The 21,795-nt window shown below is 68.6% G+C and carries 16 protein-coding genes; 7 read left to right on the top strand and 9 right to left on the bottom strand.

Going from position 1 to position 21,795, the window contains the following annotated elements; genetic code table 11:
• Nucleotides 1-54: 54 nt before the first annotated feature.
• Both BM133_RS18650 and BM133_RS18645 read left to right on the top strand, forming a co-directional pair.
• A complete protein-coding gene (locus tag BM133_RS18650; protein ID WP_256219255.1) occupies nt 55-468 on the top strand; it encodes a nuclear transport factor 2 family protein in 414 nt (137 codons plus the stop codon).
• A gap of 10 nt (nt 469-478) precedes the next feature.
• Complete coding sequence (locus tag BM133_RS18645; protein ID WP_093436737.1) at nt 479-1,402, top strand: polysaccharide deacetylase family protein; 924 nt, start codon at nt 479-481, stop codon at nt 1,400-1,402.
• Nucleotides 1,403-1,427: 25 nt separating this feature from the next.
• Here BM133_RS18645 and BM133_RS18640 read toward each other — a convergent pair whose 3' ends face one another.
• The 6 genes from BM133_RS18640 to leuS all read right to left on the bottom strand — a co-directional run bounded on the left by BM133_RS18640 (nt 1,428) and on the right by leuS (nt 10,686).
• Nucleotides 1,428-3,296 (bottom strand): potassium transporter Kup, encoded by a 1,869-nt coding sequence (locus BM133_RS18640; RefSeq protein ID WP_093436734.1) that lies wholly within the window; start codon nt 3,294-3,296, stop codon nt 1,428-1,430.
• A gap of 175 nt (nt 3,297-3,471) precedes the next feature.
• Complete coding sequence (gshA, locus tag BM133_RS18635) at nt 3,472-4,788, bottom strand: glutamate--cysteine ligase (RefSeq protein WP_093436732.1); 1,317 nt, start codon at nt 4,786-4,788, stop codon at nt 3,472-3,474.
• Nucleotides 4,789-5,050: 262 nt separating this feature from the next.
• The gene (locus tag BM133_RS18630) at nt 5,051-6,343 is read right to left on the bottom strand and encodes a glutamate-5-semialdehyde dehydrogenase (protein ID WP_093436729.1); all 1,293 of its coding nucleotides are present in this window, start codon (nt 6,341-6,343) and stop codon (nt 5,051-5,053) included.
• 81 nt (nt 6,344-6,424) lie between these two features.
• Nucleotides 6,425-7,498 carry a DNA polymerase III subunit delta gene (holA, locus tag BM133_RS18625; protein WP_093436726.1) on the bottom strand — a complete coding sequence of 358 codons (1,074 nt, stop codon included), beginning with the start codon at nt 7,496-7,498 and terminating at the stop codon, nt 6,425-6,427.
• A 24-nt stretch (nt 7,499-7,522) separates the two neighbouring features.
• Nucleotides 7,523-8,044, bottom strand: a complete 522-nt coding sequence (gene lptE / locus BM133_RS18620) for an LPS-assembly lipoprotein LptE (RefSeq protein ID WP_093436723.1) — start codon at nt 8,042-8,044, stop codon at nt 7,523-7,525.
• A gap of 11 nt (nt 8,045-8,055) precedes the next feature.
• Entirely contained in the window at nt 8,056-10,686 is a 2,631-nt protein-coding gene (gene leuS, locus BM133_RS18615; protein WP_093436720.1) for a leucine--tRNA ligase, read from the bottom strand.
• 171 nt (nt 10,687-10,857) lie between these two features.
• Here leuS and BM133_RS18610 point away from each other — a divergent pair, with 171 nt between their 5' ends.
• Nucleotides 10,858-11,832 (top strand): Bug family tripartite tricarboxylate transporter substrate binding protein, encoded by a 975-nt coding sequence (locus tag BM133_RS18610; RefSeq protein ID WP_093436717.1) that lies wholly within the window; start codon nt 10,858-10,860, stop codon nt 11,830-11,832.
• A gap of 111 nt (nt 11,833-11,943) precedes the next feature.
• The gene (locus tag BM133_RS18605; protein ID WP_256219254.1) at nt 11,944-13,023 is read left to right on the top strand and encodes an NAD/NADP-dependent octopine/nopaline dehydrogenase family protein; all 1,080 of its coding nucleotides are present in this window, start codon (nt 11,944-11,946) and stop codon (nt 13,021-13,023) included.
• Here the strand turns inward: BM133_RS18605 and BM133_RS18600 are convergent.
• Genes BM133_RS18600 through BM133_RS18590 form a run of 3 tightly spaced genes read right to left on the bottom strand, consistent with a single transcriptional unit; the run spans nt 13,018 to nt 15,612 of the window.
• On the bottom strand, nt 13,018-13,611 hold the full coding sequence (locus BM133_RS18600) for a peroxidase-related enzyme (RefSeq protein WP_093436714.1): 594 nt from the start codon (nt 13,609-13,611) through the stop codon (nt 13,018-13,020). The two genes, BM133_RS18605 and BM133_RS18600, sit on opposite strands and share 6 nt — an antisense overlap.
• The gene (locus tag BM133_RS18595; protein WP_093436711.1) at nt 13,608-14,135 is read right to left on the bottom strand and encodes a CMD domain-containing protein; all 528 of its coding nucleotides are present in this window, start codon (nt 14,133-14,135) and stop codon (nt 13,608-13,610) included. The genes BM133_RS18600 and BM133_RS18595 overlap by 4 nt, the downstream gene beginning before the upstream one ends.
• A 25-nt stretch (nt 14,136-14,160) precedes the next feature.
• On the bottom strand, nt 14,161-15,612 hold the full coding sequence (locus tag BM133_RS18590; protein WP_093436708.1) for an NAD(P)-binding domain-containing protein: 1,452 nt from the start codon (nt 15,610-15,612) through the stop codon (nt 14,161-14,163).
• Between the two features lie 131 nt (nt 15,613-15,743).
• Between BM133_RS18590 and BM133_RS18585 the strand changes: the two genes are divergently transcribed.
• From BM133_RS18585 to glgX, 3 genes are all read left to right on the top strand, one after another.
• On the top strand, nt 15,744-17,420 hold the full coding sequence (locus BM133_RS18585) for an alpha-amylase family glycosyl hydrolase (RefSeq protein ID WP_093436705.1): 1,677 nt from the start codon (nt 15,744-15,746) through the stop codon (nt 17,418-17,420).
• A gap of 5 nt (nt 17,421-17,425) precedes the next feature.
• A complete protein-coding gene (gene glgB, locus BM133_RS18580) occupies nt 17,426-19,597 on the top strand; it encodes a 1,4-alpha-glucan branching protein GlgB (RefSeq protein ID WP_093436702.1) in 2,172 nt (723 codons plus the stop codon).
• A 79-nt stretch (nt 19,598-19,676) separates the two neighbouring features.
• Nucleotides 19,677-21,755, top strand: a complete 2,079-nt coding sequence (gene glgX / locus BM133_RS18575) for a glycogen debranching protein GlgX (RefSeq protein WP_093436698.1) — start codon at nt 19,677-19,679, stop codon at nt 21,753-21,755.
• Nucleotides 21,756-21,795: the final 40 nt, after the last annotated feature.

Below are 21,795 nucleotides of genomic sequence, written 5' to 3'. Positions count from 1 at the left end.
GAATTGCGGAGGTTCCCGGCCACGCACCGCCGTGGCCCAACGATGGAGAACCCCATGAACGCCCCCGCTCCCCTCGACCCCGCCGCGGTGGTCGACGAATTCCTCCGGCTCGTGATGATTCCCGACCCGCAATCGGCCTCGCGCTTCACCGCGCCCGGCATCCGCATCCGCTTCACCGGCAACCGCGAGATGCACGCGCCCGGCGACACCTCGGCCTTCAACGCCAAGCGCTACGCCTGGGTGAAGAAGAAGATCGAACGCACCGAAACGGTGGCCGGCGGCACGCCCGAGGCCACCGTGGTCTACAGCCTGGGCACGCTCTACGGTGCCTGGCCCGACGGCACGGCCTTCGAAGGCAACCGGTACGTCGACCGCTACGTGGTGAGCCACGGGCTCATCGTGCAGATGGACGTGTGGAACGACAGCGCCGAGTGGCTGCTGGTGCGCGCCGGGCTCGCGGTGCTGTGAGGCGGTGCGCATGACGACACGCTGGCCCGACCTCCTGCCCTCGCACGACCGCTTCGACTACCGGCCGATCACGCGGCGCCCCGACCACGCCTGGCCGAACGGCGCGCGGCTGGCCGTGTACCTGGGCTTCAACATCGAGCACTTCGCCTTCGGCGACGGCCTGGGCGCGTGCATCGGCCCGGCCTCGCCGCAGCCCGATGTGCTGAACCACGGCTGGCGCGAATACGGCAACCGGGTGGGCGCGTGGCGCTGCCTCGAACTGTTCGATGCGCTCGCGCTGCCGACCGGCGCGCTCATCAACACCGCGCTGTACGACCACTGTCCAGAACTGGTTGAGGCCTGCGTGGCGCGCGGCGACGAACTCATCGGCCACGGCCACAGCAACGCGGAGCGCCAGGGCGCGCTCGACGAAGAACACGAGCGCGCCCTGCTGCTGCGCTGCAGCGAACGCATGCTGCGCGAAAGCGGCCAGGCGCCCGCGGGCTGGCTGTCGCCATGGATCTCGGAGAGCGCCGCGACGCCCGACCTGCTCGGCGAAACCGGCTACGGCTACACGCTCAACTGGTGCCACGACGACCAGCCGGTGCGCATGCGCACGCGCGGCGGCGGCTCGATCTGGTCGGTGCCGTATCCGCAGGAGCTCAACGACATCCCGATGATCATGGGCCGCCTGATGGATGCGAAGGATTTCAGCGCGATGGTGGTCGACAACTTCGACGAGATGCTGGCGCAGTCGCGCGCGCAGCCGCTGGTGATGGGGCTGGCGCTGCACCCGTACATCGTGGGCCAGCCGTACCGGCTGCGGCACCTGCGCACGGCGCTCGCGCACCTGGCGCAGGCGCGGGACCGTGGGGAGATCTGGTTCACGACGCCGGGGGCGATCGCAGCGCACATGACGCAGCTCGCGGCGGAGCGGCCCGGGGATTTCGGCTGAAGAGGCCACCGCCCCTTCCGCTGCCTCAAATCTCGATCTTCGACCCCAACTCCACCACCGCGTTGTTCGGCAGCCCCAGGAACGCCGCCGCCCCGCTTGCGTTGTGGTGCATCTGCGCGAAGAGCTTCTCGCGCCACGGCGCCATGCCGCTGCCCAGCGTCGGGATCACGACGTCGCGGGAGAGAAAGTAGCTCGTGGCCATCGGCTCCAGCTGGCAGCCGCGCAGGCGCGCATGCTCCAGCGCACGCGGCAGGTCGATGTCGTTCTTGAAGCCGTAGTGCACCATGACCTGCCAGCAATGGTGGCCCAGCGCCTCGATCTCGATGCGCTTGTCCATCGGGATCCAGGGCACCTCATGGTTGCGCACGGTGACGAACATGTTCTGCTCGTGCAGCACCTTGTTGTGCTTGAGGTTGTGCAGCAGCGCATTGGGCACGACGCCCGGCTCCGCGGTGAGGAATACCGCCGTGCCGTCGACGCGCGCCGGCGGACTCACGAACACGGAATCGAGAAACGATTTCAGGTCGATCGCATCGGCATGCTGCGCCTCGCCCATGAGGCGCCGGCCTTCCTTCCACGTGATCATCAGCGTGAACACGAAGCCGCCGATCAACAGCGGGAACCAGCCGCCTTCGAACAGCTTGAGCAGGTTCGAGGCGAAGAACAGGAAGTCGACCACGAAGAAGACCGCGGTCGATGCGATGCACAGCGCCAGCGGCAGCTTCCACGCATAGCGGATCACGAAGAAGGTCAGGATCGTGGTGATCAGCATGTCGGTCGTCACCGCGATGCCGTAGGCCGCGGCCAGGCTGCTCGAGGTGCGGAACATCACCACCGCCAGCACGATGGCCACGAACAGGCCCCAGTTGACCAGCGGAATGTAGATCTGCCCGGCCGTGCGTACGCTGGTGTGCTCGATGTTCAGGCGCGGCAGGTAGCCCAGCTGGATCACCTGGCGCGTCACGCTGAACGCGCCGGTGATGAGCGCCTGCGACGCGATCACCGTGGACAGCGTGGCCAGCATCACCAGCGGAACCAGCGCCCACTCGGGCGCCATCATGAAGAACGGGTTCTTCACCGCCTCGGGGTTCTCCAGCAGCAGCGCGCCCTGGCCAAGGTAGTTGAGCGTCAAGGCCGGCATGACGACCGAGAACCACGCGATGCGGATCGGCTTCTTGCCGAAATGCCCCAGGTCGGCATACAGCGCCTCGGCGCCGGTCACGCACAGCACCATCGCGCCCAGCAGGATGAAGCTGGTGCCCGGGTTGTCCCAGATGAACTTCAGCGCGTACCAGGGGTTCAGCGCCTTGACGATTTCGGGGTGGTGCAGGATCTGCCACACGCCCAGCACCGCGATGGCCGCGAACCACGCCAGCGTGACCGGCCCGAAGAACTTGCCGATGCCCGCAGTGCCGCGCTTTTGCACGGCGAAGAGACAGAACAGCACGACCAGGGTGATCGGGATCACGTAGTGCGTGAAGTGCGGCGACACCACCTCCAGGCCCTCGACCGCCGACAGCACCGAGATCGCCGGGGTGATGACCCCGTCGCCGTAGAAGAGCGACGTGCCGAAGATGCCGACCACCAGCAGCAGATGGCGCAGCCTGGGCTTGTCGGCCACCGCCCGCGAGGCCAGCGCGAGCATCGCGACCAGGCCACCCTCGCCTTCGTTGTCGGCCCGCAGCACCAGCACCACGTATTTGATGGAGACGATGACGGTCAACGTCCAGAAGAACATCGAAAGGATGCCGTAGACGTTTTCGACGGTGAACGGCACATGGCCGTGGCCGAACACTTCCTTGACGGCATACAGCACGCTGGTGCCGATGTCGCCATAGACGACGCCGATGGCGCCGACGATCAGGCCGGCAGAGATTGATTTGGGGGCTGACACGAAGTCGATGGGAAAAAGGGCTGGCCGTTGGAGATCGACGCGTCAGACACGCGGGGGCGTCGTGGCGGCGGAACATTCGTTCCACCACGCGTCGCCCCTCCCGCCCTTTTGTTTCCGTTGCTGTGGGGCCGCTATTTTGCCGTTGCCCGGTGACCCCGCAACCCGACAACCCCAATCATTCGTAGATTTCGGCGTCCGGGTCGGTCGCTTCCATCTCGTAGCTGGCCGCGACCATGGCCAAGCGGCCGACCACGCCATACATGTAGAAACGGTTCGGCGCGCTCGCACCGGGCTTGGCACCGGGCTGGGGCATGTGCGTGCTTTCCGAGAAAGCCAGCGGCACGAAGCTCGCGTCCGGGAGCTTCAGGTTCTCGTCGGCCGCCTGCGCGGCATGCACCCGGTAGAAGCCGCCGACCACGTAGCGGTCCATCATGTAGACGACCGGCTCGGCCACGCCGTTGTGCACGCGCTCGTTGGTCAGCACGCCTTCCTGGACGATCAGTTCGGTGGGTTCGCGCAGGTCGCGCCCGGCAGAGGTCTTCGCCGCCGAGGAGGTGCTGGTGCGCGACTTGCCGATCAGCGCCTCGACGTCCTTGGCATCGCGCACCGTCACCACGCCCGGGCTGCCGCTGCCGCTGTGGCCGCCCTTGACGACCACGAACGGCTTTTCGTTGATGCCGTATTCCTTGTACTTGCGGCGCACCTTGGTGAGCACCGCGTCCACGTGGCTGGTCAGCACGTCGATCCCGCGGCCCTCGGCGATGTCGACGCCTTCGGCGCGCGCATAGATCGGGTTGATGAGCCAGGGGTCGATGCCCAGGAGCTTGCCCAGGCGCTTGGACAGCTCTTCATAGCTGTGCAGGTGGTTGCTCTTGCGGCGCACCGACCAGCCCGCGTGCAGCGGCGGCAGCAGGTATTGCTCGTGAAGATCCTCCAGGATGCCCGGCGTTCCCGCAGAAAGCTCGTTGTTGAGCAAAATTGTGCAGGGATCGAAGTTCTTCAGACCCAGCCGACGCTTGCCGCGCACCACCGGTTCGAGGGTGACGGTCTCGCCGTTGGGCAGTTCGATCTTCTTGGGCGACTTGATGGCCGGATCGACCGAGCCGATCCGCACGTTCAGCCCCGCCATGTGGAAGATGCGCACCAGTTGCGCGATGTTGGCGAGATAAAAGGTGTTTTTGGAGTGATTTTCCGGAATGACGAGCAGGTTGCGCGCCTCCGGACAGATCTTTTCGATCGCCGCCTGCGCGGCCTGAACCGCCAGCGGCAGCATTTCCTTGGTGAGGTTGTTCCAGCCTCCGGGGAACAGGTTGGTGTCCACCGGCGCGAGCTTGAAGCCCGCGTTGCGGATGTCCACCGAGCTGTAGAACGGCGGCGTGTGCTCCATCCATTCGAGGCGGAACCAGCGCTCGATGGCGGGCATCGAGTCGAGCACCCGCTGCTCCAGTTCGTTGATCGGGCCGGTCAGGGCGGTGACAAGATGCGGAACCATGCGGCGGCCTTCTTCGATTTGTATTAGAGGCTGAGAGGCAATTCGGCGTGACCGAGCAGCCCCCGCAAATGGGCCCAATCAAGGCGCAAAGCGCAGCCATAGCTCGGGCTATGGCGAGCATTTGCAACGCGGAGTGGGGGCGTTTGCGGGGGATGAGCGGTCATGTCGGGTTGCCTCTCAACCTCTCAGAGGTGGAGCGGAATTGTAGGAATTGGGGGTGTCCGCCCCGATGACAAGACCGCACAGGCGGCTTCGGCGTCCATCACGTGCGCACTTCGCCCTGGCCGAGCACCACGTACTTGAGCGAGGTCAGCCCTTCGATGCCGACCGGGCCGCGGGCGTGGAACTTGTCGGTGCTGATGCCGATTTCGGCACCCAGCCCGAACTCGAAGCCATCGGCGAAGCGGGTGCTCGCATTGACCATGACGCTGGCTGAATCGACCTCGCGCAGGAACCGCTGCGCATGCACGTGGTCGCGCGTGACGATGGCATCGGTGTGGTGGCTCGAATAGCGGTTGATGTGCGCAATGGCTTCGTCCACGCCGGCCACGACCTTGATGCTGATGACGGCGGCCAGGTACTCCTCGGACCAGTCGGACTCGACCGCGTCGACCACCCTGGCGGCCGGATCGGCGGCTTCATCCGCCCGCAGGATGCGGGCGGCGGCCGGATCGCAGCGCATTTCCACGCCCTTGGCAGCGAAGATGGCGGCGATTTGCGGCAGGAAGTCTTCCGCGACCGCTTCCGACACCAGCAGGCCTTCGGCCGCATTGCAGGGGCTGTACTTCTGGGTCTTGGCGTTGTCCACGATGCGCAGCGCCATGGCGAACTCGGCCGTGTCGTCCACGTACACGTGGCAGTTGCCGTCCAGGTGCTTGATGACGGGCACCTTGGCGTCGCGGCTGATGCGCTCGATCAGCCCCTTGCCGCCGCGCGGAATGATCACGTCCACGAATTCGGGCATGGCGATCAGTTGGCCCACGGCTTCCCGGTCGGTGGTCTGCACCAGCTGCACCGCCTCGACCGGCAGGCCCGCTTCGGCCAGCGCCTCGGACACCAGCAGCGCCAGCGCCTTGTTCGACTCGATGGCTTCCGAGCCGCCGCGCAGGATGGCCGCGTTGCCGCTCTTGATCGCCAGGCTCGCAGCCTCGATGGTCACGTTGGGCCGGCTCTCGTAGATCATGCCGAACACGCCGATCGGCACCCGCATCTGGCCCACGCGGATGCCACTGGGCTGCTGCTTCATGCCGATGATCTCGCCGATCACGTCGGCCATGCCGGCGAGCTGTTCGCAGCCCAGGGCCACGGTCTCGATGACCTTCGGGGTGAGCTTGAGCCGATCGACCATCGGTGCCGAGAGGCCGGCGGCGGTGGCGCGTTCCAGGTCTTTCTGGTTGGCGACCGCCAGCGCCGGGCCGGCTTCGCGCAGGCGCCGGGCAAGCGCCTTCAATGCTATGTTTTTGGTAGCTGCATCCGCACGGGCCATGAGGAAAGCAGCGGTCTTTGCCTGCAGCCCGAGGGCCTGCATGTGCTCGCTGACGTTGAACGCATTCATGTCGGCATTTTCCCACGCGGACCTGTAGCCCGGCTTACGCAAGCCTTTTGGCGGCTCCAGCCATCGAAATTCAGGCGCGAATCAGGCGCGGCGGGCGGTTGCCGGGGCGCTGCTGCACGCGCGGCACAGCATCAGCGCCAGCCGTTGCAGCGCCTGCCAGCCGCTGGCGGGCCAGTCGGGCTGCTTCAGGCCCTTGCAGATGCCGTCCACCAGGTGGGCCGCGCGCAGCAGGCGCGCCAGCATGCGGTCGTCCAGCCGCGGCAGCACGCGCTCGAAGGCGCGCTCGCGCGGGCCCCAGATGCGGTTCTCGCGCAGCGCCATCGGCAGCGGCCGGCCGGCGGCCATGGCGTCCTTCACGCGCTTCAATGCGCGGATGTCCTCGGCGATCGTGTAGTGCACCAGCACCTCGGCCTCGCCCTCGGCCTGCAGGCCGTCCAGCATGCGCGCCACGCGCTGCGGGTTGCCCGCGAGCACCGCTTCGGAGAGCTTGAACACGTCGTAGCGCGCCACGTTGTTGACCGCGCCTTCGACCTGCTCCCAGCTCAATTCGCCCGCCGGGTGCAGCAGCGCGAGCTTCTGGATTTCCTGGTGCGCGGCCAGGAGGTTGCCTTCGACGCGATCGGCAAAGAACTGCAGCGTGCGCTGGCCTTCGTCGCCCGGCATCACGCGCTGGCCCTGCAGCGCGAGGCGCTGCGCGATCCACTGCGGCAGCGCGGCGCGCTCGATCGGGTCGACCTGCAGGCTCACGCCGTTGTTCTCCAGCGCCGAAAACCAGGCACCGGTGCGCGTGGCCTTGTCCAGGCGCGGCAGCATCACCAGCGTGAGCGTGCTGTCGTTGCCGGGTGCGGCTTCGGCCAGCTGCTGCAGGGCGGTGCTGCCGTCCTTGCCGGGCTTGCCCGAGGGGATGCGGATCTCCACGATCTGCTTGTCGGCGAAGAGCGAAAGCGAGCCCCCCGCCGCGAGCACCGCGCTCCAGTCGAAGTGCGCGCCCGCCACGGTGTACGAGCTGCGCTCGGTGTAGCCCTGCTCGCGCGCAGCGGCGCGGATGGCATCGGCCGCTTCCTGCGCGAGCAGCGGCTCGTCGCCGTGGATCGTGTAGAGCGGTTTGAGCCCCTTCTGCAGGTGGGCTCCGAGTTGGGCGCTGGCAAGTTGCATGGAAAACGCTGCGGCGCGGAGCGCCTAGAGTTCCTTGACGGCCGCCAGGCGCCGCATCAGCTGCTGCGCGATGTCGGATTGCATGTCGCGGAACAGCAGTTCGGCCTCGCCTTCCTTGGCGAGCGCATTGGTTTCGTTGAAGCTCAGGTCGCGCGTCTGCGACACCTCGGAGGCAGAGAGCAGTTCCTTGCCGCCCGGCGTCTTCAGGCTGAAGCGCACGCGCAGGCGCAGTTGCAGCTCGCGCAGCGCGCCGGCCGAATTGGTCGAGATCACGAAGCGGTCGCGGTCTTCGCCAAGCACCACCAGCACCGCGTCGGCGGTCTTGGCGTCTTCCTTGGGCACCAGCGTCACCGTGCCGGCCGCGCGCAACTCGCGCCGCACCTGGTTGATGAGTGCGGAATTGCCCTCCACCGACAGCGTCTTGAACGCGAAGACCGGCGCCTTGCGCAGCTCGAAGCCGCAGCCGGCCAGGCCCACGCTGGCGCCCGCGGCGGCCAGGCCGAGAAGAAAGCCGCGGCGCGGCAACGAGGCATTGCGTTTGTTCATGCTTCTATCGTTCAAAGGACCACGTTGACCAGACGGCCGGGAACCACGATCACGCGCTTGGGCGGCGCGCCCTCGGCGAAGGCGACGAAGTCGTCGCAGGCGAGCGCGAGCTTCTCGATCTCGTCCTTGGAGGCGCCGGCCGGCACCAGCAGCTTGCCGCGCAGCTTGCCGTTGACCTGCAGCATGAGTTCGATCTCGTCCTGCACCAGCGCCTGGACGTCGACCGTCGGCCAGGCCGCATCGAGCAGGCCGCCCAGGTCCTTGTCGTAGCCCAGCTCGCTCCACAGCTGCTGGGCGATGTGCGGGGTGGCGGGGTACAGGCAGCGCAGCAGGATGCCGAAGCCCTCGCGCAGCGCGGTCGCATCGCCCGCGCTGCCGTCGGGCTTGAAGCCCTCCAGCGCGTTCAAGAGCTTCATCGCGCCCGACACCACCGTGTTGTATTGCATGCGCTGGTAGTCGTAGTCGACCTGGCGCAGCACCGTGTGCACCTCGCGGCGCAGCGCCTGCGCGGCCTTGCCGAACGTCTGTCCACCGGCCTTGGCCGGCGCCACGTCCGCCTGCGCCACGCCGAAGTTCCACACCCGGCGCAGGAACCGGTAGCTGCCTTCGACGGCGGCATCGTTCCACTCGAGCGTGGCTTCGGGCGGCGCGGTGAACATGGTGTACAGGCGCGCGGTGTCGGCGCCGTATTTCTCGATCAGGTCCTGCGGATCGACGCCGTTGCGCTCGCTCTTGCCCATCTTGCCGACGCCGCCGTACTCGACCTTCGTGCCGTCGGCCGTGGTGCCGCCGGTGATGCGGCCCTGCGCATCGAGCACGGGTGTGACTTCCGAAGGCGGAAAGTAGTCCTTGCCGCCCTTTTCGCTGCGCTTGTAGAAGATGTGGTTGAGCACCATGCCCTGCGTCAGCAGCTTGGCGAAGGGCTCGTCGGCCTTCACCAGGCCCAGGTCGCGCATCACCTTGGTCCAGAAGCGCGCGTACAGCAAATGCAGGATCGCGTGCTCGATGCCGCCGATGTACTGGTCCATCGGCATCCAGTAGTCCGCGCCCTCGGCGACCATGGCCTGGTCGTTCTTCGGGTCGCAGTAGCGCATGAAGTACCACGACGAATCCACGAAGGTGTCCATCGTGTCGGTCTCGCGCCGCGAGGGCTTGCCGCACACGGGGCAGACCACGCCGGCGTGGAAGCCTTCGTGCTTGTTCAACGGGTTGCCGGAGCCGTCGGGCACGCAGTCGGTGGGCAGCACCACGGGCAGGTCCTTCTCGGGGACCGGCACCGCGCCGTGCTCGTCGCAATGGATGATCGGGATCGGCGTGCCCCAGTAGCGCTGGCGGCTCACGCCCCAGTCGCGCAGGCGCCAGGTGGTCTGCAGCTCGCCCAGGCCCTTCTGGCCCAGCGCATGCGCCACGGCGGCCACGGCCTCCTTGTACGACATGCCGCTGAAGTTGTCGGAGTTGATGGTCACGCCGCGCTGCTTGTCGGCGTACCAGTCCTGCCACTTGTGATAGTCGAAGTGCGGCTCGTCGTCCACCAGCACGACCTGGATGATCTCGATGCCGTACTTGTTGGCGAAGGCGAAGTCGCGCTCGTCGTGCGCGGGCACGCCCATCACGGCGCCGTCGCCGTAGCCGATGAGCACATAGTTGCCGACCCACACCGGCACCTGCTCCTCGGTGATCGGGTGCTTCACGGTCAGGCCCGTGGGCACGCCCTTCTTCTCCTGCGTGGCGAGCTCGGCTTCGGTGGTGCCGCCGTTCTTGCACTCCTCGATGAAGGCCGCGACCTTCGGGTCGCGCGTGGCGGCGTGCGCGGCCAGCGGATGCTCGGGCGCCACGGCACAGAAGGTGACGCCCATGATCGTGTCGGCGCGCGTGGTGAACACGTACATGCGGCCGTCCTGGATGAGCTTTCCGCTCGCATCCTGGATGTCATGGGTGAAGGCGAAGCGCACGCCCTCGCTCTTGCCGATCCAGTTCTCCTGCATCAGCTTGACGCGCTCGGGCCAGCCCGGCAGCTTGTGCTGCGTGTGCTCGAGCAGCTCTTCGGCGTAGTCGCTGATCTTCAGGTAGTAGCCAGGGATCTCGCGGCGCTCGACCGTGGCACCGGTGCGCCAGCCCTTGCCGTCGATCACCTGCTCGTTGGCCAGCACGGTTTGGTCGACCGGGTCCCAGTTCACCACCTGGGTCTTGCGGTAGGCAATGCCCTTCTCGAGCATCTTCAGGAACAGCCACTGGTTCCACTTGTAGTAGCTCGGATCGCAGGTGGCGATCTCGCGGCTCCAGTCGATCGCCAGGCCCATGGCCTGGAGCTGGCCGCGCATGTAGTCGATGTTCTCGTAGGTCCACTTGGCTGGGGGCACGCCGTTTTTCAGCGCCGCGTTCTCGGCCGGCAGGCCGAAGGCATCCCAGCCCATGGGCATCAGCACGTTGTAGCCGCTCATGCGCAGGTAGCGCGTGAGCATGTCGTTGATCGTGTAGTTGCGCACATGGCCCATGTGCAGCTTGCCGCTGGGGTACGGCAGCATGGAGCAGGCGTAGTACTTCTTGCGGCTCGCGTCCTCGGTGACGCGGTAGGCATCGACGGCGCTCCATTGCGCCTGGGCAGCGGACTCGACGTCGCTGGGTTTGTAGCTGGGGTTCATGACGGTACGGCAGGAGCCCGGCGCGGGGCGCACCGGGGAAGGCGGATTATCGCTTTCAGGCGGGCGTCCGGCCGCCGGACCCTAGACTTGGGGCGCGTAACCTGCGTGTTGCGCGGGTAACGCCTGCTTTCCGCCCGTTTTTTGCCCGCTTTTCGCACCGCCTGGAGCCCCATGAAACTGCGCCTCAAACACCTTGCCCTGGGCCTTGCGGCCGCCGCCAGCCTCGCCACCCAGCCCCTGTGGGCGCAGCAGAACGACAAGCCGCTGCGCATGGTCGTGCCCTTCGCCCCCGGCGGTGCGCAGGACGTCATTGCCCGCTACCTGGGCGCCAAGCTCACCGACAGGCTCGGCACGCCGGTGATCATCGACAACAAGGCCGGCGCCGGCGGCATCGTCGCCGCCGATGCGGTGGCCAAGGCGACCGACGGGGCCACCGTGCTGCTGGCCACTGGCGGCGCGGTCACCATCGCGCCCCATCTGCAGGCCAAACTCCCTTACGACCCCGTGCACGAACTGGTGCCCGTGGCGCTGGTCGCCGACACGCCGATGACGCTGTCCGTGCGCACCGAAAGCCCCTACAAGACCATCGCCGATGTGCTGCGCGACGCCAAGGCGCGGCCGGGCCAGGTCACCTACGCATCCACCGGCAACGGCACGGTCTCGCACCTCACGGGCGCGCTGCTCGCGCAGGCGAGCGGCGTGAACCTGCTGCACGTGCCCTACCGCGGCGCGGCACCGGCGCTGACCGACCTGCTGGGCGGGCAGGTGGCGGTGATCGTCACCAGCGTCGCCTCGATCGAGCCCATGGTCGCGAGCGGCAAGGCGCGCGTGCTGGGCACCTTCTCGCGGGCGGCGCTGCCCAGCATGGGCACGGCACCCACCGTCGGCGAGGCCACGGGCCTGGCGGGCATGGAAGTGCCGGTGTGGGTCGGCGTGATGGCCCCGGCGCGCATGCCGGCCGCGGGCATCGACAAGCTCTCCGCCGCGCTGCTCGAGGTGTGCAACCTGCCGGAGACCAAGCAGCGCTTTGCCCAGCTGGGCGCGGTCAACACCTGCGGCAACGCGGCGGCGCTCGGCAAGGTGGTGACCGAGGACAGCCAGCGCTGGGCCAAGGTGATCAAGCAAGGCGGTATCAAGGTTGAATAGCGTGACTCTCCCCCAGGCTTCGCGCACTGCGTGTCGCTTCTCCTTCCCCCTCACCGGGGGCAACACTGGCGGCCCGGCAGAGCCGGTTCCGCGGTGTTCCCGAAGGCTCCCGTGGTGACGGAGGCTGGCAGGCTGTACCGCGTCGGCATCGCGGGCACCGGGGCCATCGCGTTCGCCAGCGCCGCATGGCTGCGCCAGGCGGGCCACGGCGTCACGCTCTGGTCGCCGGGTGGCCGGGGCGCCGAGGCCTTGCGCACGCAGCCGCTGGTAGCAGGGGGCGTGCAGCCCTGCGCCGTGACGGTCGAGGTCGCCGACGATGCGGCGCAGCTCTGCCACGCCTCGGACGTGCTGCTGCTCGCGCTTCCGGTCAACGGCCACAAGCGCGTGATGGACGCGCTCCTGCCCTTCCTGCGCGACGGGCAGACCGTCATCGTCAGCTCGATGGCCTCGCTCTCGTCGCTCTATCTCCACGAAGCCGCACGCCACGCCGGCAAACAACTGACGGTCGCCAGCTTCGGCACGACCGTGCTGACCGCGCGCCGCGAATCGGGCACGCAGGTCCGGGTGATGACGCGGCGCAAGGCCGTCGGCGTGTCGGCGCTGCCGGGCGCGAACGTCGCAGAGGCCCTGGCGCTCTGCACCGCGCTGTTCGGCGACGGCTTCTTCGCGCAGGACAGCGTGCTCGCCAGCGCCCTGGCCAACGTCAACCCGCAGTCCCACGGCCCGCTCGCGGTCTTCAACTGGACCCGCATCGAGCGCGCCGAGAACTGGCCGCAGTACCACTGCATGACGCCCGGCGTGTCGCGCGCGATCGAGGCACTCGACCTGGAACGGCGCGCCGTGGCGAAGGCCTTCGGCATCGCGCTCGGCCCCATCGAGGAACACTTCGCACGCTCCTTCGGCACCGCTTCGGCTCGGCTCGAAGACATCGCGGCCGAGCTGCACGCCCAGCGCGGCGGCCCGCCCGGGCCGGTGCGCACCGACACCCGCTACGTGACCGAGGACATGCCCTACGGCCTGGCGTTCGTCGAAGCGCTGGGGCAGATTGCCGGGGTTCCCACGCCCGCGACGCGAACCATCGTGGACGCGGCCTCGCTGGTCAACGGCGTCGACTTCCGCGCGCAGAACGACCTGCTGGCGCCGCTGGGCCTCAAGAGCGAAACCGTCGCCGGGCTGCTCGCGCGCCTATGACCCGTCCGCGGGAAAGACCGGCTCGCCCAGGTTGAGCATCAGCCGGTTGGCCCAGGCGAACAGGGCCACCGAATGGACCAGGTCGAGGATCTCCAGCGCGTCCAGCCCGACCTCTTTCAGCGCCTGCACATCCTCGGCCGACACCGTGTCCGGCGCGGCGCCGAGCTTGATCGAAAACGCGACGATGGCCTTCTCGCGCGGCGTGGTGCCGGCCGATGCCGGCTCCTCGAACACCTGCCCGATCACGTCGCTCCTCTTGGCCAGTTGCTCGAAGCGCTGCGCATGCACCGACGCGCAGTACACGCAGCCGTTGACGCGCGACTCCACCGTCGCACCCAGCTCGCGCTCGGCGCGCGGCATGCCGCCGGGCGCGAACATGATCGCGTTGAAGGCGATGGAGCGCTGCAGCAATATCTCGGGCTGGTGCGCGAGCACCAGGAAGTACGGCGAGGTGCGCGCCTGCGGGCTCATCTCGTCCAGCGCGGCCAGCTGGGCCGGCGTGGCGGTGTCGACGTTCACCGTGTCCAGCCACGGTTTCCACTTCAGCACCTCGGTGGTGAAGCCCTGGATGCGGATCGGGGCCGTCATGCCGCGGCCTCCGCAGCGGCCAGCGCCTTGAGGCCCGCGACGACGCGGACCTGGTAGGAGAGAAAGGCGACCAGCTGGCTCAGCGCCACGAGCGCGGGCGTCGACAGCCCGTGCGCCGCCAGCGCCTGGATGGCGGCGCGGTCGCCCTCGATCGGGCGGGCGATGAGCTTGCCGGCGAAATCCAGCATCGCGCGCAGCCGCGCGTCGGCGAGCGAGACGATGTCGCCGCGCTCCACCGCATCGGCCACGGCGGTGTCCACGTTCTCGGCGGCCAGCTCTTCGCGATAGTGCGCGGCGAGGTTCGGCGCTTTCGAGACGCGGCAGGCATGCAGCGCGACCAGCAGGCGGTCGGTGCGGGACAGGCCCTGGACCGCGTGCGAGAACATCGCGTCGTGGCTGCTCTGGGTGGCGGCCACGACCTTGTCGCGCCGCTGGCGCAGCGCCCAGGTCGGCTGGTTCGGCGCGAGGGGCACGGCGTCATCGACCACGTCGATGGCCGGCAGCGGCACGGAAAGATTCGTCATGCGGGGTCCTCGATGCAAAAAGGGATCAGGTGCGTTCGCCGGGCGGCGGCGCGGGCACCCACTCGTCGCCGAACAACTCAGGCTCGCTGTAGGCCTCGAGGTTGGCGAAGTGATGATCGAAATCCTCGCGGTAGAAGAGGCTCGCGATGCCGCCCGCCAGCCGCTTGGCGCCGTCGCTGATCGCGGGGATGTCGCCCGACACCGTGCCGTGCGAGAGCGCCGCCGGGTAGCAGAAGCAATGGATGCGATCGAGCCCCGGGCACTCGCCCGGCACGCGCTCCTGGAATTCGAACGCCGGCCCGAGGTCCGGCGAATCGGCCAGCTCCTGGTCTTCGTCGCCGGGCGCGGGCACGAAGCGGTCCTTCCAGGTCCGGATGTGAGCGGCGATGACGTCGAATTCGGGGCGATTCGGCCAGTCGACCTTGAAGCCGGTCGAGACGATGAGAAAGTCGAATTCGAAATCGCGCTTGGGCGTCGACACGCGCATCGAATCGCCCTGCGGCGCGACCGACAGGATCGGGCAGCCGAAGTTGAAGTACGCATTCGGAAATGCCGACACCCGCAGCGTGCTGCCATGCGGCGGCGGCACGTTCGCCACGTTGATGTAGTGCCGGATGCGCCACTTGCGCTCGTCCGACAAATCGAAATGCCCCTGCGTGAGCCCCGGAACGCCCGCGCCTTTGCCCTTGTTGACGCGCGGCAGGTCGGGCCGGCGGATCAGGATCTCGACGCTGCGCGCGCCCGCCTCCAGCGCGGTGGCGGCGCTGTCCATCGCCGAGGAGCCCGCGCCGACCACGCCGACGCGCAGGCCCGCAAGCTGGCCGTAGTCCATCTCGTCGGACGAGTGCGCCCATTGCGAGCGCGAGAGCGCATCGACGAACGCGGGAACCGCAGGGCCGCCGAGCCCGTCGCGGCCGGTGGCCAGCACGACGCGGCGCGCCAGCACGCTGTGGGCGCCGGCCGGCGTGCGCAGGTCGAGCCGCACCGCCGTGGCGTCGGGGAGCGGATGGATGCCGGTGACGGCGGTGTCGTTGCGCACGTCGACGTTCATCACGCGGCGGTACCAGCCGAGGTAGTCCATCCACTGCAAGCGCGGGATCTTGTCCATCGCCGCCCACGCCTCGCGCCCGAATTGCGCCTCGAACCACGCGCGAAAGGTGAGCGACGGCAGGCCCAGCGCGGGGCCGGTGAGCTCCTTGGGCGAGCGCAGCGTTTCCATGCGCGCGGTGGTGGCCCAGGGGCCCTCTTTGCCCGCGGGGGACCGGTCGAACACCACGGCGCGGATGCCCTGCTGCGCCAGCGCCACCGAGGCCGCGAGGCCGGCCTGGCCGCCGCCGATGACGGCCACGTCGAGCACCGCCTCGCCGTCCTTGTGCCGCACGGGCATCCACTGGCGGCCGGGCCAGCCGAGGTAGTCGAGGTCCTGGGCGAGCCGCGCTTCGAGCGCGGCGAGGGAGGAAACGGAATCTGATGTCATTTGGGAGCGCCGGAAACAGCGCCCAGTGTAGAAAGCTTCGCTGCCTGTCCAATCACGCACAGTCGCCCGCAAGCGCGTATGACTGGCCCGAATCTCGCATGCCACAATGAATTCCGACCACAGGGGCAGGCATGGGCAGCAGCATCAATAGCAGCAACAGCGAATGGTGGCGCGGCGCGGTGATCTACCAGATCTACCCGCGCAGCTTCATGGACAGCAACGGCGACGGCATCGGCGACCTGCCCGGCATCACGGCCCGGCTGGACCACGTGGCCAGCCTGGGGGTCGATGCGATCTGGGTCTCGCCCTTCTTCCGCTCGCCGATGAAGGACTTCGGCTACGACGTGTCCGACTACCGCGCGGTCGATCCGCTCTTCGGCACGCTCGCCGACTTCGACGCGATGCTCGCGCGCATGCATGCGCTGGGCCTGAAACTCATCATCGACCAGGTGCTCTCGCACACCTCCGACCAGCACGCGTGGTTCGCCGAAAGCCGATCGAGTCGCGACAACCCGAAGGCCGACTGGTACGTCTGGGCCGACCCCAGGCCCGACGGCACGCCGCCCACCAACTGGCTCTCGGTCTTCGGCGGCTCGGCCTGGCAGTGGGACTCGCGCCGCAGGCAGTACTACCTGCACAGCTTTCTTGCCGAGCAGCCCGATCTCAACTTCCATTGCGTCCAGGTGCAGGACGCCCTGCTCGGCGAGGTGCGCTTCTGGTGCGAGCGCGGCGTGGACGGCTTTCGCTTCGATGCCTGCAACCACCAGTTCCACGACGCGCTGCTGCGCGACAACCCGCCCGCTTCGCTCGCGTCGATCGACGAGGTCAGCACCGTGCGCGCCGACAACCCCTACGCGATGCAGCAGCACCTGTACGACAAGAGCCAGCAGGAGAACCTCGTGTTCCTGGAGCGCCTGCGCCAATTGCTCGACAGCTACGGCGCGGTCGCGCTGGGCGAGGTCGGCGACGAGAACGCGCCGCTCGTCATGGCGCAGTACACCGAGCTGGGCAAGCGCCTGCACCTGGCCTACAGCTTCAGCCTGCTGACGGCGGAGCACAGCGCCAAACACCTGCGCCACCAGGTCGAGACGCTCGACCTCGCGCTCGCGCCCACGGGCGGCTGGGGCTGCTGGGCGGTGTCGAATCACGACGTGCCGCGCGTGGCCACGCGCTGGAGCGACGGCAAGGCGCCCGACACCCGTCGCGACCGCCTCTGGCTCACCCTGCTGCTCACGCTGCGCGGCAGCGCCAGCATCTACCAGGGCGAAGAGCTCGGCTTGCCCGAAGCCGAGGTTCCCTTCGCGCTGCTGCAGGACCCCTACGGCCGCGCCTTCTGGCCCGAGTTCAAGGGCCGCGACGGCTGCCGCACCCCGATTCCGTGGCAGGCCGATGCGCCCCACGGCGGCTTCACCACCGGCACGCCGTGGCTGCCGGTGTACGGCCCGCACCTGCCGCTGGCCATCGACAACCAGGCCGACGAACCGGGCTCGATGCTGGCCTTCAGCCGCGCGCTGCTGCACTGGCGCCGCACGCAGCCGCTGCTGCGCACCGGCCGCATCGTGTTCTTCGACGCGCCCGAGCCCGTGCTTCGGTTCGAGCGGCGCGACGGGAGCCGGTCGCTGCAGGCGGTCTTCAACATGGGGAGCAAGGCCGTGTCGATCCCGCTGCGCGAGGCGCTGGTGCCGCTGCAAGGCCATCCGCTGGCGGGCGGCGCCGCCGTGCACGGCGATGGCGAAAAGCGCATGCTGGCGCTGACGCCCTGGGGAGTCTTTTTCGGAACACCTGCCCACGAAGAAGGACAAAGCTGATCACCATGCCATCGAAGTCCCTGCCCGCCTCCGAAGTCCGCGCCCTGATGCGCGCCGAACACGGCGATCCGTTCGCCGTGCTCGGGCCGCACGAAACGCGCGAGGGGCTGGAGGTGCGCGCCCTGATGCCCGGCGCACAGAGCGTGGCGGTGATGCATTCGCGCACCGGCTGGCCGCTGGCGATGCTCACGCGGCAGGAGGGCTCCGACCTGTTCAGCGGCCTGGTGCCGGCGGCGGAAGCGCGTCTTGGCTATTCGTTCCAGGTCGAATGGGGCTCGCACACCTCGCGGCTCGAAGACCCGTACCGCTTTCCGTTCGTGCTCGGCGAGACCGACGTGTGGCTGCTGGCCGAGGGCACGCACCTGCGGCCCTGGGAGCGGCTGGGCGCGCACCTGCGCGAGATCGACGGCGTCAAGGGCGTGGCCTTCGCGGTCTGGGCGCCGAACGCGCGGCGCGTGTCGGTGGTCGGCGACTTCAACAACTGGGACGGCCGGCGCCACATGATGCGGCTGCGCCGCGAGTGCGGCGTGTGGGAAATCTTCGCGCCGCACGTGGCCACCGGCGACAGCTACGAGTTCGAGATCCTGTCGGCGCACGGCGAGGTGCTGCGCAAGGCCGACCCGTTCGCGTTCTCCTCGCGGCTGCGGCCCGACACGGCCTGCGTGGTGGCGCCGCTGCCGGCGGCGGTGAAGATGCCCGAGGGGCGCGCCGAGGCCAACGAGCGCCACGCACCGATCAGCATCTACGAGGTGCACCTGGGCTCGTGGCGCCGCAAGAACGGCCACGAGTGGCTCGACTACCGCGAGCTGGCCGACACGCTGGTGCCCTACGCCCGCGACATGGGCTTCACGCACATCGAGCTGCTGCCCATCAGCGAGCACCCTTTCGACGGCTCGTGGGGCTACCAGCCGATCGGGCTCTATGCGCCGACCTCGCGCTTCGGCACGCCCGGCGACTTCCGTCATTTCGTGGAGGCTGCGCATGCGGCGGGGCTGGGGGTGATCCTGGACTGGGTGCCCGCGCACTTCCCGACCGATGCGCACGGCCTCGGAAACTTCGACGGCACGGCGCTGTACGAATACGCCGATCCGCGCGAGGGCTTTCACAACGACTGGCAGACGCTGATCTTCAACTTCGCGCGCACGGAGGTGCGCAACTACCTGGTGGGCAATGCGCTGTACTGGCTGGAGCGCTATGGCGTCGACGGCCTGCGCGTGGATGCGGTGGCCTCGATGCTGTACCGCGACTACAGCCGCAAGGCCGGCGAGTGGGTGCCGAATGCGCAGGGCGGGCGCGAGAACCTGGAGGCCATCGATTTTCTTCGCCGCATGAACCGCGTGGTGGGCATCGAGCGGCCCGGCGCGGTGACGCTGGCCGAGGAATCGACGAGCTTCCCGGGCGTGACGCGGCCGCCGGAAAACGGCGGGCTGGGCTTTCACTACAAGTGGAACATGGGCTGGATGAACGACACGCTGGCGTATGCGGGCACCGATGCGGTCTACCGCAGGCACCACCACCAGCAGGTCACCTTCGGGCTGATGTACGCGCACACCGAGAACTTCGTGCTGCCGCTCTCGCACGACGAGGTGGTGCACGGCAAGGGCTCGATGATCGGGCGGATGCCGGGCGACGAGTGGCAGAAGTTCGCGGGGCTGCGCAACCTGTACGGCTACCTCTGGGGGTATCCGGGAAAGAAGCTGCTGTTCATGGGCGGCGAGTTCGCGCAGGTCGCCGAGTGGAATGCGGACCGCAGCCTCGACTGGCACCTGCTGGAGCATGCGCCGCACCAAGGGGTGCGGCGGCTGGTGCGCGACCTGAACAACGTGTACCGGCACTTTCCCGCGCTGCACGAGCTGGACAACGACGCAGCCGGGTTCGAATGGACCGTGCATGACGATGCGGACCAGTCGGTGTTCGCCTTTGTCCGCAAGGCGCGGGACGGGGCGTTCGTTGTCGTCGTGTGCAACTTCACGCCTTTGCCGCGGCACTCGTACCGGCTGGGGGTGCCTGTTGCGGGGGCCTATCGCGAGATCATCAACACGGATGGCGCCGTTTATGGCGGGAGCGGCGTGGGGAACGGCATCGTCGAAAGTGCGCCGACCGCATGGCACGGGAAGGCGGATTCTGTTTGCGTCAGCGTGCCGCCGCTGGCGACTGTGATGTGGGTGCTGGCCTGATGGTTCCGGGGATGCCTTTTTTCCTGGGGCCGCGTCTCGACCCGGCCCCGGAAACCCGACCGATCCAGGGGCAACAGGAATGCTGAGCCCCGGCACTCCGTTCCCCTTGGGCGCAACCCCGGCACCTCAAGGCGTCAACTTCGCGATAGCAGCCCCCACCGCGGAGTCCGTGGAACTCTGCCTCTTCGATGGCACCGGGCAGAACGAACAGCAACGCCTCTGCCTGCCTGCGTGCACCGATGGCGTCTGGCACGGGCTGCTGCCGGCCGGCCGCAAAGGCCTGGTCTACGGCTACCGCGTGCACGGCCCGTGGGCGCCGCACGACGGGCAACGCTTCAATCCCGCCAAGCTGTTGCTCGATCCGTATGCGCGAGAGATCGTGGGGCGTTACGACGGCAGCGACCTGTTCCTCGGGCACGACCCGGCGCGCCCCGACCAGCGCGACGGGCGCGACAACGGCGCCATCGCGCTCAAGGGCCGTGCAGTGGCCGCCATGGGCGCGGCGACGCCGCCGGGCCACGCACGCATCGCGTCCGGCGACCGCGTGCTCTACGAACTGCACGTCCGCGGCCAGACCCGCCTGCACCCCGGCGTGCCCGCCGCGCTGCGCGGCACCTACGCCGGCCTCGCCGAGCCCGCGGTGCTCGACCACCTGCAGCGCCTGGGCGTCACCACGCTGAGCCTCATGCCCGTGCAGCACCGCGCCGACGAGCAGCGCCTCCTGGCCATGGGCCTCACCAACTACTGGGGCTACAACACCATCGGCTGGTTCGCGCCCGAGGCCCGCTACTGGAGCGGCCGCCCCGGCACCACGCCCGCAAGCGAATTTCGCGCGATGGCCGACGCGGTGCACGCGCGCGGCATGGAGCTGGTGATCGACGTGGTCTACAACCACAGCGCCGAGAGCGACGAGGCCGGCCCCACGCTCTCGCTGCGTGGCATCGACAACGCCCTGTACTACCACCTGCGCGAAGACGACCGCGCGCTCTACGAAAACTGGACCGGCACCGGCAACTGCCTGAACCTCGGCGAGCCCCGCGTGCTGCAGCTCGTGATGGACAGCCTGCGCTTCTGGGCTTGCGAGATGGGCGTCGACGGCTTCCGCTTCGACCTCGCGCCGGTGCTCGGGCGCGATGCCGCCACGGGGTTCGATCCGCGCGCGCCCTTCTTCGCGGCCATCGCGCAAGACCCGGTGCTCTCGCGCACGCTCTTGATCGCCGAGCCGTGGGACATCGGACCCGGCGGCTATCGCCTCGGCGAATTCCCGCCGGGCTGGCTCGAATGGAACGACCGCTACCGCGACACGCAGCGCGGCTTCTGGCTGCGGCAAGGGCGCGACGGCGCCGCGGGCCTGGGCGATTTCGCGCACCGCTTCACCGCCTCCAGCACGCAGTTCGCCCACCACGGCCGCGCGCCGGTGGCGAGCGTCAACTTCATCACCGCGCACGACGGCTTCACGCTGCGCGACCTCGTGAGCTACGAAGAGCGCCACAACCTCGCCAACGGCGAGGGCAACCGCGACGGCCATGCCCACAACCTGAGCAACAACTGCGGCGTCGAAGGCCCGAGCGACGACGCTGGCGTGCTGGCGAAACGCAGCCGGCTGCAGCGCGCGCTGCTCGCGGTGCTGCTGCTCTCGCAGGGCACGCCGATGCTGCTGGCGGGCGACGAGCTGGGCCACAGCCAGCAGGGCAACAACAACGCCTATTGCCAGGACAACGAGACCACCTGGCTCGCATGGATCGGCGCGTCGGACCCCGCGGGCGACATAACGCGCACGAGCGACTTCGTGGCACGGCTCACCGCCTTGCGCCGCGAAGCCGCGCCGCTGCGCAGCACGCGCTGGTGGCCGGCCGCGCCACCCGAGGGAACGCCGGGCATCCGCTGGCTGCGCCCCGACGGCCAGCCGATGACACCGGACGACTGGCACGTGGGCACGGCCCTTGCGATCGCCTTCGAAAGCGCCGCGACGGAGGACTCGGGCGCATGGCTGGTGCTCGTCAATGCAGGCGCGGAGACGGTGAATTTCACGCTGCCCGCGGGCACCTGGCGCAGTTGTCTCTCGACCGATCCCGCGCATGACCACGGCGCTTCGCCAGAGGCGCTCGGCGATGCGGCAGAAGTGCCTTTTTCGAGCATCCGGGTTGCAAGAACGTAGGAGCCATGCGCACGGCGCGGTGCTAGTCTCGATGCAGAAA

The sequence above is a fragment of the Variovorax sp. 770b2 genome, from assembly GCF_900115685.1.
In the GTDB taxonomy this organism is placed as follows: Bacteria; Pseudomonadota; Gammaproteobacteria; order Burkholderiales; family Burkholderiaceae_C; genus Variovorax.
The sequence above is the reverse complement of the archived record's forward strand: the minus strand, read 5'-3'. Positions and strand labels throughout refer to the sequence as shown.

Bases quoted from the DNA above. Each gene is read 5' to 3' on its own strand.
- BM133_RS18650 (WP_256219255.1), top strand. From the start codon at position 55: ATGAACGCCCCCGCTCCCCTCGACCCCGCCGCGGTGGTCGACGAATTC.
- BM133_RS18645 (WP_093436737.1), top strand. From the start codon at position 479: ATGACGACACGCTGGCCCGACCTCCTGCCCTCGCACGACCGCTTCGAC.
- gshA (WP_093436732.1), bottom strand. From the start codon at position 4,788: ATGGTTCCGCATCTTGTCACCGCCCTGACCGGCCCGATCAACGAACTG.
- BM133_RS18630 (WP_093436729.1), bottom strand. From the start codon at position 6,343: ATGAATGCGTTCAACGTCAGCGAGCACATGCAGGCCCTCGGGCTGCAG.
- holA (WP_093436726.1), bottom strand. From the start codon at position 7,498: ATGCAACTTGCCAGCGCCCAACTCGGAGCCCACCTGCAGAAGGGGCTC.
- lptE (WP_093436723.1), bottom strand. From the start codon at position 8,044: ATGAACAAACGCAATGCCTCGTTGCCGCGCCGCGGCTTTCTTCTCGGC.
- leuS (WP_093436720.1), bottom strand. From the start codon at position 10,686: ATGAACCCCAGCTACAAACCCAGCGACGTCGAGTCCGCTGCCCAGGCG.
- BM133_RS18610 (WP_093436717.1), top strand. From the start codon at position 10,858: ATGAAACTGCGCCTCAAACACCTTGCCCTGGGCCTTGCGGCCGCCGCC.
- BM133_RS18600 (WP_093436714.1), bottom strand. From the start codon at position 13,611: ATGACGGCCCCGATCCGCATCCAGGGCTTCACCACCGAGGTGCTGAAG.
- BM133_RS18595 (WP_093436711.1), bottom strand. From the start codon at position 14,135: ATGACGAATCTTTCCGTGCCGCTGCCGGCCATCGACGTGGTCGATGAC.
- BM133_RS18590 (WP_093436708.1), bottom strand. From the start codon at position 15,612: ATGACATCAGATTCCGTTTCCTCCCTCGCCGCGCTCGAAGCGCGGCTC.
- BM133_RS18585 (WP_093436705.1), top strand. From the start codon at position 15,744: ATGGGCAGCAGCATCAATAGCAGCAACAGCGAATGGTGGCGCGGCGCG.
- glgB (WP_093436702.1), top strand. From the start codon at position 17,426: ATGCCATCGAAGTCCCTGCCCGCCTCCGAAGTCCGCGCCCTGATGCGC.
- glgX (WP_093436698.1), top strand. From the start codon at position 19,677: ATGCTGAGCCCCGGCACTCCGTTCCCCTTGGGCGCAACCCCGGCACCT.